Source organism: Marinifilum fragile (assembly GCF_963677365.1).
In the GTDB taxonomy this organism is placed as follows: domain Bacteria; phylum Bacteroidota; class Bacteroidia; order Bacteroidales; family Marinifilaceae; genus Marinifilum; species Marinifilum fragile.
In genome coordinates, this window is record NZ_OY781962.1 from 2,964,174 (window position 1) to 2,982,187 (window position 18,014).

Annotated in this window: 11 protein-coding genes; 3 read left to right on the top strand and 8 right to left on the bottom strand. The window is 37.4% G+C overall.

All coding sequences use genetic code 11. The features are described 5' to 3' along the window. Nucleotides 1-74: 74 nt before the first annotated feature. The 4 genes from ACKPCA_RS11815 to ACKPCA_RS11830 form a co-directional block, all read right to left on the bottom strand. The gene (locus tag ACKPCA_RS11815; protein WP_321279279.1) at nucleotides 75-1,607 is read right to left on the bottom strand and encodes a RagB/SusD family nutrient uptake outer membrane protein; all 1,533 of its coding nucleotides are present in this window, start codon (nucleotides 1,605-1,607) and stop codon (nucleotides 75-77) included. Between the two features lie 17 nt (nucleotides 1,608-1,624). Further along, nucleotides 1,625-4,876 carry a SusC/RagA family TonB-linked outer membrane protein gene (locus tag ACKPCA_RS11820; protein ID WP_321279280.1) on the bottom strand — a complete coding sequence of 1,084 codons (3,252 nt, stop codon included), beginning with the start codon at nucleotides 4,874-4,876 and terminating at the stop codon, nucleotides 1,625-1,627. A 193-nt stretch (nucleotides 4,877-5,069) separates the two neighbouring features. Further along, the gene (locus tag ACKPCA_RS11825) at nucleotides 5,070-6,062 is read right to left on the bottom strand and encodes a FecR family protein (protein WP_321279281.1); all 993 of its coding nucleotides are present in this window, start codon (nucleotides 6,060-6,062) and stop codon (nucleotides 5,070-5,072) included. Nucleotides 6,063-6,238: 176 nt separating this feature from the next. Then, nucleotides 6,239-6,823 (bottom strand): RNA polymerase sigma-70 factor, encoded by a 585-nt coding sequence (locus ACKPCA_RS11830; protein WP_054715983.1) that lies wholly within the window; start codon nucleotides 6,821-6,823, stop codon nucleotides 6,239-6,241. Between the two features lie 691 nt (nucleotides 6,824-7,514). On the opposite strand from ACKPCA_RS11830, the gene ACKPCA_RS11835 reads away from it, so the two are divergent. Both ACKPCA_RS11835 and ACKPCA_RS11840 read left to right on the top strand, forming a co-directional pair. After that, a complete protein-coding gene (locus tag ACKPCA_RS11835) occupies nucleotides 7,515-8,210 on the top strand; it encodes a DNA-binding domain-containing protein (protein ID WP_321279282.1) in 696 nt (231 codons plus the stop codon). A 377-nt stretch (nucleotides 8,211-8,587) separates the two neighbouring features. Then, nucleotides 8,588-9,307, top strand: coding sequence for a hypothetical protein (locus tag ACKPCA_RS11840; RefSeq protein WP_321279283.1), 720 nt, complete (start codon nucleotides 8,588-8,590; stop codon nucleotides 9,305-9,307). Between the two features lie 286 nt (nucleotides 9,308-9,593). On the opposite strand, the gene ACKPCA_RS11845 is transcribed toward ACKPCA_RS11840, so the two are convergent. Further along, nucleotides 9,594-9,785 carry a hypothetical protein gene (locus tag ACKPCA_RS11845; protein WP_321279284.1) on the bottom strand — a complete coding sequence of 64 codons (192 nt, stop codon included), beginning with the start codon at nucleotides 9,783-9,785 and terminating at the stop codon, nucleotides 9,594-9,596. A 29-nt stretch (nucleotides 9,786-9,814) separates the two neighbouring features. Between ACKPCA_RS11845 and ACKPCA_RS11850 the strand changes: the two genes are divergently transcribed. Then, nucleotides 9,815-11,224, top strand: a complete 1,410-nt coding sequence (locus tag ACKPCA_RS11850) for a M64 family metallopeptidase (protein WP_321279285.1) — start codon at nucleotides 9,815-9,817, stop codon at nucleotides 11,222-11,224. 969 nt (nucleotides 11,225-12,193) lie between these two features. Here the strand turns inward: ACKPCA_RS11850 and galE are convergent. Genes galE through ACKPCA_RS11865 form a run of 3 tightly spaced genes read right to left on the bottom strand, consistent with a single transcriptional unit; the run spans nucleotide 12,194 to nucleotide 17,942 of the window. Continuing rightward, nucleotides 12,194-13,225: a UDP-glucose 4-epimerase GalE gene (galE, locus tag ACKPCA_RS11855; RefSeq protein ID WP_321279286.1), complete on the bottom strand. Its 1,032-nt coding sequence runs from the start codon at nucleotides 13,223-13,225 to the stop codon at nucleotides 12,194-12,196. A gap of 37 nt (nucleotides 13,226-13,262) precedes the next feature. Beyond that, nucleotides 13,263-16,442 carry a beta-galactosidase, LacZ type gene (lacZ, locus tag ACKPCA_RS11860; protein ID WP_321279287.1) on the bottom strand — a complete coding sequence of 1,060 codons (3,180 nt, stop codon included), beginning with the start codon at nucleotides 16,440-16,442 and terminating at the stop codon, nucleotides 13,263-13,265. 15 nt (nucleotides 16,443-16,457) lie between these two features. Further along, nucleotides 16,458-17,942: a Gfo/Idh/MocA family protein gene (locus ACKPCA_RS11865; protein ID WP_321279288.1), complete on the bottom strand. Its 1,485-nt coding sequence runs from the start codon at nucleotides 17,940-17,942 to the stop codon at nucleotides 16,458-16,460. Nucleotides 17,943-18,014: the final 72 nt, after the last annotated feature.

The window sequence follows — 18,014 nt, forward strand, 5'->3', positions numbered from 1 at the left end:
TTAACTACAACAATTTAGGCAGCTAAATCTTATTAGTTGAACTGGGCAACAAGTGCCCAGCTCAAATTTTTTAATTAATAACCGTCGTTTTGTTTCAGGTTGGTATTGATATCTCTTTGAGTTTGTGGTATTGGAAATAGAATTCTTGTAGCGTCACTAGTTGATTCTTTTTCCCAACGAGGCTGTAAGTATTTTCCAAATCGAATTAAATCGGTTCTACGGTGTCCTTCGTAAGCAAACTCTCTACCACGCTCTGCCAATAACTCATCTAAAGTTAAGGTAGTTGTAGTGTATTTGTTTTCTGCAAATTTATCTCCAAAGGCACGCTCTCTCACTTCATTTACCAAATCAACCGCAGTTTGATCTGCTTGTCCGTTGCTTTGACGCATAATTGCTTCTGCTTTGTTCATAAGTACCTCTGCATAACGAATTAAAACAATATCGTACTCTTGATTCCAGTTTAAACCTGCAATGGCCTCATATTTTTTACAACGTGCTCCTTCAAACAAACCTTCACTATGAAAAGTTGTTACCTCTTTAGAATAAACAAGCTGTCCACTACCTGGATTTCCAGCTTCAATATATACAGGAGTTCCATCGGCATAAAACTGAGGACCAACCGCAAATTGATTTTTACGAGCATCATCATCACTATAAGAATCATAAAAACCCTCTTGTGTGATAATTCCGTTCCATCCACCTGCATCTACATGGTTGCTCCAATAACAAGTAAGTGCGTGCAAAGGTGCTGACATAGAAGATCCCCCTTTTTGGGTAAGCACCTGAATGTTTTCTTTTGATAAATTATTATCTTTTGAGAAAGCATCCAAGTAGTCTGCCTCTAACTCGAAGAAATCAGAAGAAATAACAGCATCACACATTTTTATGGCATCCTCGTACTTATCAACGCCAATATAAGTTTCGGCATTTAAATACAAACGAGATAGTAAAGCTTCAACACTTTGCTGACTAAAAAATCCTTGAGCATAAGGTTCGAAAGCATTTGGTAAACTACCCTTAACAGCCAAAAATTCTGTTTCTACAAATTCGAATACTTCTTGTGCTGATTTTGTTTCTGGATAGTAAGGATCTCCTACTTTTGTTACAATCGGAATGTTTCTCCAAAAGTCAAGACCAATCATGTGCATGTATGCTCTGTAAGCTCGTAATTGTGCTTGCATTTCAGCTTTAGAAATGGATACTCCCATTTCTTCAAAATCCTTATCTTCTATCCCTTCAAGAACAGCATTGGCAAAACCAATACCTTCCCAAACCGTATTCCATGATGATTCTATCTCGCCGTGACGAGTACCCCAAGTATGCTTGTGCAATTCAGACCAAAGAGCATTATCATAACCATGATTTTCTGATGTTTTGGTTGTCCATGCTGCCATATCTGTACCTAAAGTTCTCAACTTTAAATAGTAATAGGTATCACAGAAAAGCAAATGTGACCAAGGACGCATATAAGCTCCTTCAATTTCCTCAGCTGAAGTATAAAAATTAGTAGTTAAATTACTACTGTACACTTTCTCATCTAATTCGGAACAAGAGTACTGCATGAACAATGCTAGGACTCCTACTATAAATAATGATATTTTTTTCATTCTATAATCTCCTCAAATTAAAATTTAACAACAGCACCAATTGTAAATGTGCGTGTTACAGGGTAAAAATTCAAATTATCAAATCCTGGGGTTATACCAGAATGGCCTCCAAGTTCAGGTGATAAGCCTGAGTAATTAGAGAAAGTATGCACATTGCTACATGAAACATATACTTTTGCATAGGAGATATTATTCCATTTGCTTGTATCAAAAGTATATCCTAAAGAGATATTCTGAATTTTTAAATAATCTCCATCCTCCAAATAGTAATCAGAATATTGAGAAGGAGCACGTAATGGACTTGATAAAGCAGATGTATAAATATTACTTTGAGGAAATTTATCAAGATTCTCCATATAAATTCTACCAACATTAAGCACTTGATAATCGAAAGCACCACGCATAAAAATCTCTAAATCGAATCTTTTGTATTGCAAACTATTGGTTAAACCAACAAAATAGTTAGGCATTCCATTACCAATTACTTCCTTATCGGTATCAGCATGGTAACCTTCAACTTCATCATTAAGATCTTTGAATACCCATCCACCATTTTCATCGAACTTATCGAAACGAGGACCATAAAAATCACCAATAGATCCACCTTCTTTTACTCTGTAGGCACTACCTAAACCATTACCTGGTAAATCTCCGGCATAGAAAGGAACAGGTTCTTCATCGGCATTAGATAATTTCTCAACCTCGTTTACATTGTAAGAAGCATTAAAATTAGCATTCCATTTTACTTCTGTATCCTGAAGAATTTTAGCATTAACACTTACCTCAATACCCTTTGAAGAAATCTCACCAATATTACTAACAATGGTAGGCTTAATTAAAGAAGGAACAGGAGCAGCTGCACTATACAACATATCATCTGTTTTTCTTGAGTACAAGTCTACACTACCATCAAAACGATTTTTTGCAAGAGCATAATCGAAACCAATATTGTATTCTTTTTTACGCTCCCATTTCAAATCAGGATTTGGGTTTTTTTCTAAAGCGTAGGCACTTACCACATTTCCATTGAACACATAAGGCAAGCCTTCCTGAACAACAGTTGATAATGAATTATATGGGCCTGTAGCCGGGTTACCAGTTTCACCATAACCAACACGCAATTTTAGGTAATTAACAAATGATAGACTTTCCATAAAATCTTCATCAGATATGGTCCAACCTGCAGATACTCCATAAAAATTACCCCATTTATTATTTTCTCCAAAAATAGAGCTACCCTCTCTGTTGTAACTAACTGTTAATGCATATTTATCATCATAAGTATACACTAAACGTCCTCTCCAGGATTCAAGGATTTTCTCGCTTCTTCCACTTCCCATACTTGCTGGTCCATTCAAATCCTGAACTCCATCATCATTAACCGGATTTGTTAATTTAAGTCCTGAACCAATAGAATGCCATAAAAATTTATCGTTTACAAAGCCCGAGTTACTCATAGAGTAGGTATACCAAGTATCCTCTTCGTGAGTGTAGTTGGCCATTACATTAATATCGTGCTTATCGAATCTTTTTCTGTAATTGATGTTTCCCTCGTAAGTATATTTATAGCTATAAAAAGATGATGTACTTGCCACACCCTTAATATCATCTTTTGCTAAATTTTCATTTTTCGATGAAGTATAAGATCCTGAATTTGCATCTTCCACTTTCCAGGCAGCTCTACCTCCAACAGTTAAACCTTCAACTACTTCGAACTCGGCAAAAACATTCGCTAATAAAACTTTCTTAATATTCTCTGTAGAGTAATTTCGTATGTTTCCAATTGGATTATCAACACCAAATTCCTGGAATGTGGCAAATTCACCATTTTCTTCATAAACTGGTCTGGTAGGATTAAACTTTGCAACAGAACCAAAAGCGCCATAATCTGCTAATCTATATTTTGCTTGAGAAGCAGATAAACTCAAACGCACGTTTAATCGATCGTTAATCGCTTTATGATTGATATTAATACGTCCACTTAAGTTTTTCTTAAAAGATTCTAAAGCAATACCTTTATTGTCCATATAATTAATAGATGCGCGATAATTGGAATTTTTGTTCCCTGCACTAAAAGCTATATTATGAACTGTGTTGTGATTAGACTGTAGCATTTCGTCGTACCAATCGGTAGAAGCATCTCCAGTAGCAATGCCCATCTTATTTCCTAAAGCTCTAAACTCATCAGCCGTTAAAACATCAGGTCTTTTGCTAATCTGATCGAAAGCATAATAGCCAGAATATTCAACAGTTGGTTTTGATTCTTTCCCCTCTTTAGTAGTAATTAAAATCACACCATTTGTACCTCTGGATCCATAAATTGCAGCTGCAGAACCATCCTTCAAAATTGAAAAAGTAGCAATATCTTCAGGAGCAACAATATCTAAAGATCCAACAGCAACACCATCAACAATAATTAGTGGCGATTGACCGCCTGTAGAAGTTACCCCACGAATTAAGATGTCTGGACTAGCATTAGGATCTGATCCTTTAGGAGTAGACACTGTTAAACCAGCTACACGACCTTGAATTTGTTGCACTGGAGAAGAAGCAGTTACCTTAGCAATATCATCCGTATCAACAGTAGCTACCGAACTGGTAATTTGTTTTCTTTGAACAGCACCGTAACCAATTACAACAACTTCCTCTAAACCTTGTGTATCGTCTTGAAGTGTAATATCGAAACTTGTAGCTTCTGATACTATAACTTTCTGCGTAGTCATACCTATAAAAGAGTATAGAATAACCTGATCTGACTCTACGTTATCGATTTCGTAATTTCCATCAAAATCAGTTACACCACCACGTGTAGTTCCTTCGATAACCACACTAACTCCAGGCAATGGCAATCCATTAGAATCGATTACCTTACCCGAAATTTTCCTTTCCTCTTGCTTATTTTGTTGAAGAGGAGAAATAACAATATCCGTATCTACAAGCTTGAATGTTAAGTTTGTACCATTTAGTACTCGATTAAGAATTTCCTCAACAGATAAATCCTTAGCATCTACACTAAACTTTTTTGATTGAGGCAATTGCTCATTCTTATAAAAGAAATCAAAGTCAGTTTTTGCTTGTATTTCTTTAAACACATCTACAATAGAAACATTCTGCATTTTTAATGTAATACGTTTCTCTTGATTGATGTTCTGTGCATACCCTACAGATGCAGTAGAAAGCAGCAGCAATATGTTCACCAAACAAACAATTGCAAACCGTCTGCCATATTCTCTCCATTTAGCAGACATTAAAAACGATTTTTTTTTCATAAATTTAACGGTTATTAATTAATGAATCTTCTTTTCAATAAAGAGGTTTATTTTGTGAAGGGAAATGTTACCGCATTTCCCTTTTTACACTTAAAAGCTCCTTACCGGCAATAGTATTTTCAACTTTTTTTGTTCTTTACCACCTACTAAAACGTTTTAGTAAATGGTAAAATAAAAAATCAATTGTTAATATTTATTCAACAGGGATTATGACAATAACATCCCCTTTATACTCATATTTGATTTTAGTTATGTGATTAATTAATGACAAAACATGCTCAACAGGTTTAGTTCTCTTAATAACTCCAGAGTAGTGCATGTTTTTAAAAAACTCCTTCGGATATTCAAACTGTACATCATACCATCTTTCTACCATTCGAATCAAATTATCGAAACTTTCATTTTCAAAAACATAACGACCTTCACGCCATACGGTATAGTAATTCGTATCTACCTTTTTTAATGATAACCTATTACTTAGTCGGCTATAAATCAATTGCTGATTAGGCTCTATTATGACGGCTCGTCCTGCCGCTTTTACCTCAACGCTTCCTTCTTCAAGTGTTGTGTATACATTCTCTTCATTTTCGTAAGCTCTAACATTAAAAACGGTACCAAGTACTTTTAAACTTTGTCCTTTCACATTCACAATAAAAGGTTTTTCCTTATCCTTGCTTACATTAAAAAATGCTTCTCCACTTAATGTTACAACTCTCTGCTTCTTGTCATCATCGAACGAAAAATCCAATTTCGAATCAGAATTTAACCATACTTCGGTTCCATCAGCCAGGGCCAATTTAGATCTTTGTCCTTTTGGCACTTCAAGCTTATGAACCAGCTTTTCTGGTTTGTTCATCGAATTTAAAAACATATTGGCGCCCCATCCCAGGCCAAATACTACAATAACTATTGCGGCAACCCTCATCCACAAAGCGAAACTCTTCTTTATGGTGTAAGTTTTCGGAATTTTTAACAGATCAATTCGATTGGATAAAATCCTCCATTCTCTCTTCAGGTTTATTTTTCCTTTTTCAGAATGCATTTTATAGGAATCCCAGATATCCTTTTGCTGGAAATACTCCTTTTTGTTTTCGGCATTCGAATAAACCCAATCAAGAAACTGAATCTGCTCCTCTTCACTAAGCTCTCCCTGAAGGAATTGTACTATTTTATCCTTATTACTCATCTTTAATTCTCGGTTTCTATTCTACATGATCGGAAAAATAGATTTTACCCTACCTCCAATTTTCACTTTTTTTTATTTTTATTAATCCACAATGATATCAAATGATCAGTTTACTGTAGGGATCAGTAACTTAGGGAAGATTTTTTTTTATTACATTCTAATTCGACCACATCATTTTATAAAAAATCAGAGCCTTTAAAGTATATGTACATCAATAAAGGAAGATATTCCTTTAGCTCAAGCTTAAGAATTTTAAGAGCTTTGGTGATTTGTTTTTCAACAGCTTTGACAGAAACACCTAGCTGTTCTGCAATTTCCTTGTTCTTAAGTCCATTAAAACGACTCATAACAAACACCTGACGACAACCATCGGGCATTTTATCCATAGCTTCTTTAAGTTTTTCTTCTAACTCTATTTCGATGATACTTTTTATTCCATCGTTATAATAGGCGAGCTCATCAAGATTTAATGATTCTGTACGATAAGTGTCTTTCACTTTTTGGCTTTCGATTTCCTGAAGACATTTGTTGCGAACCATTCTAAAGAGGTAGGCAGATAAAGAGGATTTAATGGTAATGTGTTCTTTGTTCTGCCAAAATATCATAAATACGTCATGAACCAGATCTCTTGCCAAATCATCATCTACAAATTTGCAGGCATAGAAATACATAGAAGTATAATACTCTTCAAACAATTCTTGAAAAGCATATTTATTTCCTGCCTTTAATTTTGAATACAAATGGTTGCTTAAATCTGTCATGGACTTTTTTCTTCAAAGCCAAATTTAGAAATCTTTTTCTATTTTAAGAATGTTATGAAATAGCAAGTGGTTAACACAACAATTTTCAAGACCAATTCCTCCTGAATATATTATCAAATGTTATTTTATTGAATTTGAATACGATAAATATGTACAATTCATTCAAGCCATTTATATGTTTCAGTTTAAGCAGGCTCTCATTCGGATCACAGCAAATCATTATGGGGTGTTTTCAGCAAATACAATCCAAAGCCTGATTTCCTATCACCACAGCACAGAAGACCAAACGCAAATCAGGGCTCTGCATTTGTTTTTTTTATTTATCCTAAAATCCATAACACAAGTTCACTTGATATTATTTTCGTGTTGGTATAAACCTGAAATTCAGCTGGCTTTTTAAATTCTTTCTAAATTAACATAGAATAATATTTAAAAATAGACGCTTATTACAGCAGACAAATCCTTGAAAACATAAACAAACACCAAGCTTTCGTGTAAATGTCACAAATAAAATAAGTAAATGATTTCTACTGTTAACAAAGGTTAATTTTTGAAAGCAGGTTTGAAGCTAGTTTAATTTTTTCTAGCTTTATTATTGATAAGAAAAGCCTCGCAGTCTTTTGAACAAACTTTGGACCGTTTACGACATCAGACTGCGGGCTAGTATTCACAGGTAAATATACTATATAATATGACTTTACCATTTTACTTACGAAAAAATCCTCTCACTCAGCGTGAAGATGATTTTTCGGCACAAACTCTGGTTTTCGAAACTTCCGAATTGGAAGCCATTGTTTCCAGAGCTGTCAAACGCCACTCTTCCTTAAACGAAGTTGATGCCACCTTGGCTGTAAATGCTGTGTTCGAACAGATTCACGAAGAGCTATTGGCAGGCAACAACGTTATTACACCCATGTGTAATATTCGTTTGAGCATTGCAGGTGTTTTTGATGCTGACCATATGGACTTCGATCCGGAGTATCACAAAGTCAATCTGAACTTTACTCCAGGCGTCAATTTCAGGAATTTAACACAGGAAGTGAAGCTGAAGAAAATAACTGCTTCGGACGTGCTTCCTAAAATTGATGGATTCGAGGATTCGGAAAGCGAAAGCAAAAACGAAAAGATTACCCCTGGCAAGGGCGGTATTGTGAAAGGTTCCAAGCTAAAAATTAACAAGGACATTGCCGAGGAAGGTTTGTTCTTTATTGCAGCCGACAATACCGAGCACAAGGTAACAACCTACATGCGCAACATGCCATCTGAACTAATTTTTACCATTCCCGATGGTTTAACCGCTGGCAAGTACAGTTTAGAGATTCGTACTTATTTGGAAGGGAAAACCCTACGTACTGGACAATTAGACTATGAATTGACCGTAGACTAATCTCTTCCATTTACTCAGGAAACTCTCCGAAGCTCTTTTTTCGGGGAGTTTTTTTATGCCCATTATGCTTAGAATGGCCTCCTTAAAAATTTCAGTATACTTCTTGTCCGAAACTTAGTATGCTTCTGGTCGAAGACTTAGTATGCTTCTGGTCCGACACTAAGTATGCTTCTGGTCGGAGACTTAGTATGCTTCTTCTTGGACACTTGGTATACTAAGTTTTTGATTTTGGCTATTTATTGCTTTTGGTGGCAGGCAAATTCTTCTCTCCTATTTTATTAGTTGTGATTTTTATTGTTTAGATTTGGTTAACAGATACAAAATAATGATTTGGAAAATTGAAAACCAAAACCTAACAATTACACTAAAAACTGAAAATGATTAACCCCAAAGAACACCCCCTCGTATTCGTACAAACAATACAGTCACTTTTTACTCAAATTAGAACTAGAGTTGAAAAATACTCAGCTATTATTAGGATTGTAAAAGATCAAGATTTTGAAATTGTAATTGAAGATATAGATCCTCTATCTAATTTTTCTCTCGAAATTTTTGAACCAGAATTTGTTGGTAATAGCGTTGTTTTTCAGCTAAAACAATCTCCGACTAATCACCTAAAGCATGAGCTTAACGAATTTGCTCTTTATTCTGACCAAATACTACATCAGTTGGATGGATGGCTAAACTTAATATTGCAATATAATAATGTCCAAATCTCTCCTGAGGAAAAAATTTTAAAGGCTTATGAAGAGGAGTTCTTCGACAACTTTAAGCTTGTTGATGAAGATGCCAACAATAAGCCTTATGAAGTAGGAAAGCAATTAATGCTAGCTGAATTTCTAGATACAGCAATAGTTGTTTTGAAAAACCATGAGATTGTTCACGAGGAATTAATAAGTGAGGCTACAGAAATTAAGGAAGAGCTTCCTAACCTTACCAAGCAGGACACAGTTAAGAAATTAAGCAGGTTCTTAGCACTTATTCGTAAGAAAAGTGTAGAATTATTAAAAGCCTTAATTATTGAAACTAAAAATCAAGCCATGAAACAGGTTGTAAGTGGTGGATTTGATTTTGTTAAAGGTTTGATGGAAAATTGATCTGTAGCTCCGCTGCCTCATAAATCGAAGTTCGATAAAATCAAGACTGAAAGTCTTGGAGCATCAGCAAAGGGCAAAGCCCTTTGACCACAATTGTATAAAACCCCAAAGCCCTGAAGGGGCGTAAGATTATTTAGAAGAGGCTGTCCAAAAAGTACATTCAATCGAATACAATGTCATGTCGAATGAAGTGAATCACCTGTTAATCAAAGGAATAGATTCTTCGCTAAACTCAGAATGACAATAATATTGAACTTTTGGACACCCTCCTAGCACTTACGCCTTTTCAAGGCTTGCTGTAAATGACTTTGGCCACAGCTCCACGCTGCCACACAAAACTATGTCGGATGCAATCAATTCCTTTTCCATAAACTTGCTTAGCATCATGGAGATGCTTAGCAAGTAAGCTCGCAAGAGATTTTTCCCATTCATGACATTCAACATCTTTCCTATCAGCGATATTCTTTATCTTGTGCATGAATAAAAACACTAATAAATCACGATATCATGAAAAAACTTACTGCATTTGCTTTGCTATTGGTGAGCATCACCTTTGCAGCACAAGCACAATATGCTGAGTATTTTACGAACGCTACCATGCGTTTGGATTACAATCATATTGGTAATGCCAACGAAGAACACTTTGCTTTCGACCAAATGGTGAACGATGGCGAGTGGGCCGGAAGTAAAACTGCCTTGCTGGATGAACTGAACCTGGGCAAGTACTTCTTCGAGATTAAAGATCCTAAAACTGGCAAATTGCTATACTCACGAGGTTTCTCGAGCATTTATGGCGAGTGGGAAACGACTCCTGAGGCTGAAAAGGAATGGGGATCATTCCACGAATCGGTACGTTTTCCCTGGCCTAAGCAAGAGGTGGAATTGACAATCCTGAAAAGAAATATCAAGAATGGTTTTGATCTGGTTTGGACCTATATGGTAAATCCTGAACATTACCGATCGTTCCGTGCCGAAGTGAAAAATCATTACACCACTCACGATATCGTGGTAAACGGAAATCCTGAAAATCAAGTGGATATTGTGGTATTGGGCGAAGGATATGCAAAGAAAGACATGCCGAAGTTCAAGAAAGATGCGGAACGTTTTGCTGAGGTTCTTTTAAGCACTGAGCCTTTTGCCAAGTACAAAAATAAATTCTCGATTAGAGCGGTAGAAACTCCTTCTCCTGATTCTGGTGTAAACCACCCTCATCAGGACATTCATACTCGTTCGGCTCTATCGGTTACCTACGGTGCTTTCGATTCGGAACGCTACGCATTGGGTTACGACAACAAAACCATTAGAGATGCTGCGGCGGCTGTTCCTTACGAGTTTACCGCAATTCTAATGAACGATTCGATTTATGGTGGTGGCGGTATCTACAACCTGTACATTACTGCTGCGGTTGACAATGCTTTCCAGGAGTATTTGTTTGTTCACGAATTTGGTCATCACTTTGCCGATTTGGCGGATGAGTATTACACATCGGCAACGGCTTACGAAATGGATGCCGCGCATCTGGAGCCTTGGGAACTAAACGTTACTGCCAATGCCGATCCTGAAACCATCAAGTGGAAAGACATTGTAACGCCAGGTACACCTATTCCTACGCCTTGGGAAAAGGAAAAATACGACAAGCACAGTATCGAGGTTCAGAAAAAGCGTGTGGAAATGCGCAAGGCCAAGGTAGAAGAAAAGGTTATGGAAGACTTCTTTATCAAGAAGCGCGAATGGGATGACAAGCTGCTATCGAATATGGAACATAGTGGTAAAGTGGGTGCTTTTGAAGGTGCTCAGTACAAATCGAAAGGTTTGTATCGTTCTGCGGCCAACTGTATCATGTTTACGCGTCACAATCAGTTTTGTCCGGCTTGCCAGAGAGCGATTAAGCTGATTATTGATCAGACTACGAAATAGGCTATTGGCTTTTTGCCACTGGCAATTAAGATTAAAAACGGCTGTAAGTTTTATGCTTGCAGTCGTTTTTGTTATTTCTACAACTCAAGCCGCTGGGGCTCTTTCATCTAAAACTACCTTTTATACATGAATCCGAAATAACTATAATGATTAATCATTTTCAAATTAAGTTTTTCCCTTTTAAGGGAACCGTAGCGAAGCGGAGCTCGTGAATACGTAATAAAGAAGGATTAAACATGAACAAAATGTCGACAGACAAAAGGGTGAAACAATAGGTGTTATAGGTTAATAGCACCCCTCTGGCTGTCGCCATCTCCCCTAGAAGGGGAGAACTTGAAAATTAAACGATTGTATCTCTATTTGTTCGTCGAATTATATGAGATAAATAATATGGCAGCTCCTCAAAGTCCCCTTTAGGGGATTTAGGGGTAGGATGCAGTAAATATATATGTAATGGTAAATCCAAGGCAATGCCTTGGGTCTGCAATTTATACTAATTTGCTATATCACTCTCAGAGATAAAAGGAGAAGGATAGGATGAGGTAAGAAATAAAAGATTGCATATTCCGTCGCAAATAAACGACTCACTCTAAAGTAAGATAGCAGTTGCGACGATTTACATGGCCCTTCAAACCCGGGGCGTTGCCCCGGGCTATTAATATTTGAGCCCTTCAGGCTCTTTCTTCATGAATAAGTTTACCGTATTTGTTTGAAAAGTTGTCAAGGAGAAGATAGATTTAGGTAAATAATATGGTAGCTCCTCAAAGTCCCCTTTAGGGGATTTAGGGGTAGGATGCAGTAAATATATATGTAATGGTAAATCCAAGGCATTGCCTTGGGTCTGCGATTTATACTTTTTGCTATATCACTCTCAGAGATAGAAGGGGAAGGATAGCTTGAGCTAAAAAATAAAAGGGCCGTAAGTATTTCAACTTACAGCCCTTTCAATTTTATAATATCATATGGTAGTTAAAACTCCATTGTTTTAAGATTCTCTTGCCATTTCCATGCTGAAAGCAAAGTTTCATCCAATGTGCTTTCTGCCTTCCATTTTAGTTCTTCGTTTGCAAAAGTGGTATCTGCATAAATCTGCTCGATATCACCTTCACGTCTGTCGGTAATTCTATGTGGTACCTTTTCTCCTGTCGATCTCTCAAATGAGTTGATAATTTCCAATACTGAAACACCGTTTCCTGTTCCCACATTAAAGAATTCGCAATTGGCTTTGTTCTGATCATTCAACAATCGTGCAATGGCAACCACATGTGCTTTTGCCAAGTCAACCACGTGAATGTAATCGCGAATGGCTGATCCATCAGGGGTGTTGTAATCATTTCCAAATACACTTAGCTCCTTTCGAATCCCTGCAACAGTTTGTGTAAGGAAAGGGATTAGGTTGTTTGGAACACCCAATGGCAACTCGCCAATTAAGGCACTTTCGTGCGCTCCAATTGGGTTAAAATATCTCAAAGCAATACCTTTCAAACTTGGATTTGCCTTGCACACATCACGGATGATGTCTTCACAAATGCTTTTGGTATTTCCGTATGGCGATTCAGCTTCCTTACGTGGAGTTTGCTCTGTCACCGGCAATTGATCTGGTTGTCCGTATACTGTACAAGATGATGAGAATACCAGGTTCTTCACCTCAAACTCCTGCATGCACTCCATTAGGTTCATTAAAGAGTTTAGGTTGTTGTGGTAATACATCAATGGTTTTTCAACCGACTCGCCCACTGCTTTCGATGCAGCAAAGTGAATAATGGCCTCAAGATTCGTATGCTTTTGGAAGAAAGCTTTTGTCTTTTGTTTATCCGTTAAGTTGAAACACTCAAATTCTGGTTTTGTTCCTGTTATCTTCTCGATCTGATCAAGAACTTCCACTTTCGAATTTGAAAGGTTATCAACAATTACCACATCAAATCCATTGCTCTGTAATTCTACTACCGTGTGAGAACCAATAAAACCAGTTCCTCCGGTTACCAATACTTTTTTATTCATTTGTTTTTTTGATTTATTCCTTGCATCACTGTCTACTTTAAAAGACAGGCTTAAGTACAAAACTAAACATATAATCTTTAACTGGAACAGAATATTTGTCATAAGGTGTCGCTCCCCATGAATTATCTCCTGCTACTCCCATCATTTTTAAATCCAGATTAATGAAAACACCATCTTTCTTCACAATATCATTGGTATGCCTAAAATCCTCATGAGTAATCTGATCGAAGTCTTCCAATGGATTGTGATGAGCAGAAAATCCTAACTTCTCTTCGGAAGTGATTCTGATCCCTACTCCATTTTGATTCCTCAGATCGAACCAGCGAACATCCGTTTTGTAACCATTCTCCTGTGGGCGTACATAATTGAAATACTGGTCGGCAACTTTTCCCTTGTACAAACCTACAAAGGCGCTTCTATTTCTATCAACATAGTTCTCATGTGGACCACGTCCAAAATAAGACAGGTTGTCAAAATTTACTGGCAATTCCATACGCATACCAAATCGAGGCATATCCGGCAAATCCTCTTTTCCTAGCTTGATATTTGTGGTAATTTGAATCTCTCCTCCTTTATCAATTGCATATTCAATGGTCTGCTCCGAATCAATTTTAGGATGCAGGTAAGTTGCTTTTACCAATACCTTACCTTCTTGCTTTTCACTTTCAATGCTCGATAATTCGATGGAATTGGTGACATCTCTCCAAATGCCCAATCGCTTGATCATGTTGCTTCCTTTGTCATTGTCATTGGGAGCTCTCCAAAAATTGATGGTAAATCCTTTCTGCAACAGTTCCATTCCCCCCATTTCATAAGAAGAAAGAATACCTGTTTGCTTGTTAAAGGTGATTTCAAAGTTTTCTCCTATCACTCGAATACTTTCCGATTGATCTACCACGTCTAAGTCAGCATGTTCTGTTTTTACGGTTTCCTTTTCTTTAAACAAAGTCAATTGAAACTGATCGTGCGCCACTTCAAATCCTTTGGGGCGAAATGGCTGATCTTTCTTTAATACAACTGAAAAATCAATAAAGTATTCACATCCTGCTTCTATTTCAATATCTCCAATCGGAATATGAACCAATTTGCTTTCTTGTGCAGCCAGGTTAAAATGATCCAGTTGGCCTGATTTTACAAGCTCGCCATTGGCTGAGATCTTCCATTGAATTTGGTAATCTTTTAAATCTATAAAGTCGTGGAAGTTCTTGATTCTAAACATGCCTTTCTCAAGATCTTCCGCATAAAACCTTACATTCTGGTAAGCATACTTCACCTCCCACATGGCAGGGTGTGGTGTATAGTCCGCAGAAATGATCCCATTCACCACGAAGTTATCATCCGAGGGCAATGTTTTTGGACCATAATCGCCACCATAAGCCCAAAACTCTTTCCCGTTCTCATCAGTTTTCACCAAGGCCTGATCAATCCAATCCCAAATGTATCCGCCTTGTAACTGTATGTTTTTCTCATCGTAAATTACTTCCCACAAATCAACCAAATTGCCATTACTATTGCCCATGGCATGCGAATATTCGCTTATAATCATTGGCTTTGTTTGCTTTTTAGAAGCATAAGAATTCAAATGCTTCACTCCCGGATATTGAGGACAATACAAATCAGTATTCTCTCCCATTATTGCTCGCTCGTAATGAATTGGTCGGGAAGAATCGCGATCTTTTATCCACTTGTAAACGGCAGTAAAATTCTCACCATCTCCTGCCTCGTTGGCCATCGACCAAACAATTACCGATGGATGATTCTTATCTCGTTCAACCATTCGAATGTTACGATCGAGATGAGCCTCTTTCCATTCCGGATTTTTAGCCAAAGAATGCTTTCCGTAGTACATTCCATGCGATTCGATATTGGCTTCGTTGGTAATGTACAATCCATACTCATCGCACAGCTCATAAAAACGCTCATGACAAGGGTAATGACTGGTGCGAACCGCATTGATGTTGAATTGCTTCATCAAGGCAATTTCTTTTATCATGTTTTCTTCACTTACCACATGTCCATGGTACTGATCGTGTTCGTGGCGGTTGACTCCTTTAATTAAAACAGCTTGTCCATTGATATAGAATACCGCATCTTTGATTTCTACTTTTCTGAAACCTACTTTGCAAGTTAGTACCTCATCGATATTATTCTTTTTATCCTTCAAGAGGATCAATAAAGTGTACAAATTAGGTGTTTCTGCAGTCCATTTTTTTGGGCTCTGAACCTCTGCAGTAAAGCTCAGTTTTAAATCTTTCTTCTTGTGAATCTTTGCTACTTGCGATTCATTCACAATTAATTTCTTGTTTGCATCTAACAGCCTGTACTCTACTGAATAGTTCCCCGATTTCAATTGATGCTTATGGTTTTGCAAATCCACATCTAAAGAGAACAATCCATTCTGATATTGGGAATCTAAATCTGCCTTAGCAAAGAAATCGCAAATGCGAACTTTAGGAGTCGAATACAAGAAAACCTCTCTCTCTATTCCACTAATTCTCCAAAAGTCCTGGCACTCCAGGTAAGAACCGTCCGACCAGCGATATACTTCCACTGCCAGAATATTTTCACCTTTCTTTAAATATTTTGTAATGTCCCATTCAGCAGGCGTTTTACTGCCCTGCGAATAACCGACTTTCTTGCCATTCACCCATAGGTACATGGCCGACTTTACCGCTCCAAATTGTATAAAGATTTGTCTTCCATCCCAGTTCTCAGGTAGGGTAAATGATCTGCGATAAGATCCAACCGGGTTGTAGTCATGAGGAACTTTTCCCGGGTGTTTGGGATAGATCTTTTCTGTAAATTCCAATTCGTCCGAAACGGGAGCTTTGTAATCGGCGAATTCGTATTGATGATTCACATAGATCGGGTAACCATAGCCTTCCAACTCCCAATTTGAAGGAACATTGATATCCTTCCATTTTGAGTCATCATATGAAATTTGATAAAAGTTTGCTGGACGATCTGCAGGTTTTCTAACCCAGTTAAACTTCCAAACTCCATTCAAGCTTTTGTAATATACCGATTGCTGCTTTTTCTTAGTTAGCGCAGCATCAATACCCTTAAACGGAATAAAGGAGGCATGTGCTGCCTCCTTATTTTGATCAAACATTTTTGGGTTTTCCAAATCATTCCAAATATTCTGTCTTTCTTGAGCTTGTATAATTAAGGTTGATATTACCAACAGAAATAAACCCAAAAATGTTTTTCTACGCATCTTATTCTTTTTTAATTAATGAATATTCAACTGACCTTTTGAATCTGCCTTTTTCAGGTTACGAACACTTGTGCTTCCTGCACCTTTCATGCTCAAATCAATTGGTTTATTTGTTTTCCATGCTCCACGAGTAAAGTCAGGAATATCAATTGGACGAGAATGGTTTGCAATAGACCACTCACTTAATGGTGTGATACAACTCCATGCTGCAGCATCGTAAACATCCATATCTACTGGCAATCCGTTACGCAGACAATCGATCAATCTCCAATCCATTACAAAGTCCATTCCTCCGTGACCACCAACTTGCTTGGCCATTTCACCTACTCGGCGAATGATTTCAGGAGTGTATTTTTCTTCCAACTCTTTAAACTGCGCATCGTCGATAACATTGTGTCCAAATGCGATGTGCTGTTTTGGCCATTTTTGTGCGAAACATTTGGTTCCACTCAACATGTGAATTCTTGAATAAGGACGTGGAGAGCTGATATCGTGCTGAATCATGATGGTTCTTCCTTTGTTGGTACGAATCATTTGCATGTCCATATTACCACGCATATCCCAGCCTACAAATTGCTCGAAGAATGGATCTTCCTGAGCCATTTCTTTAATTCTGTGTTTCAAAGTGAAATCATCCGACATCATTGCTGTAAGATAATCCATCTTATCTCCACGGTTGATGTCCATTGCCTGACAAATTGGTCCTAAACCGTGAGTTGGGTAAACATTTGCTTTACGCTTATTTTCATGTAAACGCCACATTTTGGTGTAAGCACCATCGGTCATTTGTGCGTCTTTTGGCTTGTTAAAATGCCAGTAGTCCAGGTCGTGAATGTAAGCACCTTCACCATGAATCAAATCACCAAATGCTCCTTGTTGCGCCATGCTGATGGTCAACATTTCGAAGAAATCATAACAACAGTTTTCCAGAATTACACAGTGCTTGCGTGTACGTTCTGAGGTTTCAACCATTTGCCAACACTCATCTAAAGTTTTGGCTGTAGAAACTTCAACAGCAGCATGCTTGTCACCTTCCATTGCAGCAATTGCAACAGGTACGTGCCATTCCCAAGGAGTTGCAATGTATACCAAATCCACATCACCGCTATCACAAAGCTCTTTAAAGCCTAAATCTCCATTCACGAACTCTTTGGCTTTTGGTAAACCTGCATCAGAAAGTATTTTTTGTGCTCCATCAACAGCTGCCTGACGGATGTCACAAACTGCAGTAATTTCAACACCTTCTATATAGGTCATGCGCTTCACAGCTCCAGAACCTCTATCGCCAATTCCAACAAATCCTACTCTTACCGTTTCAAGTTTAGGTGCAGCATAACCACACATGTTAAAACTCATTTTTGGTAGTTTTCCCGCTAATTCCTTAATATGCGGTAAGTTGCTTTCCTCTTTGGTTCCTGCACACGATGCTAAAGGTGCAGCTGCAATAACTCCAGCTCCTAAAGCCAGGTTACTTAAAAATGATCTTCTGTTCGTTGCCATTTATCTAATGTTTTAATAGTCTGTTTATCAATTCAGTTTTACTGACTAAATTTAATATTTTTATCTACATTT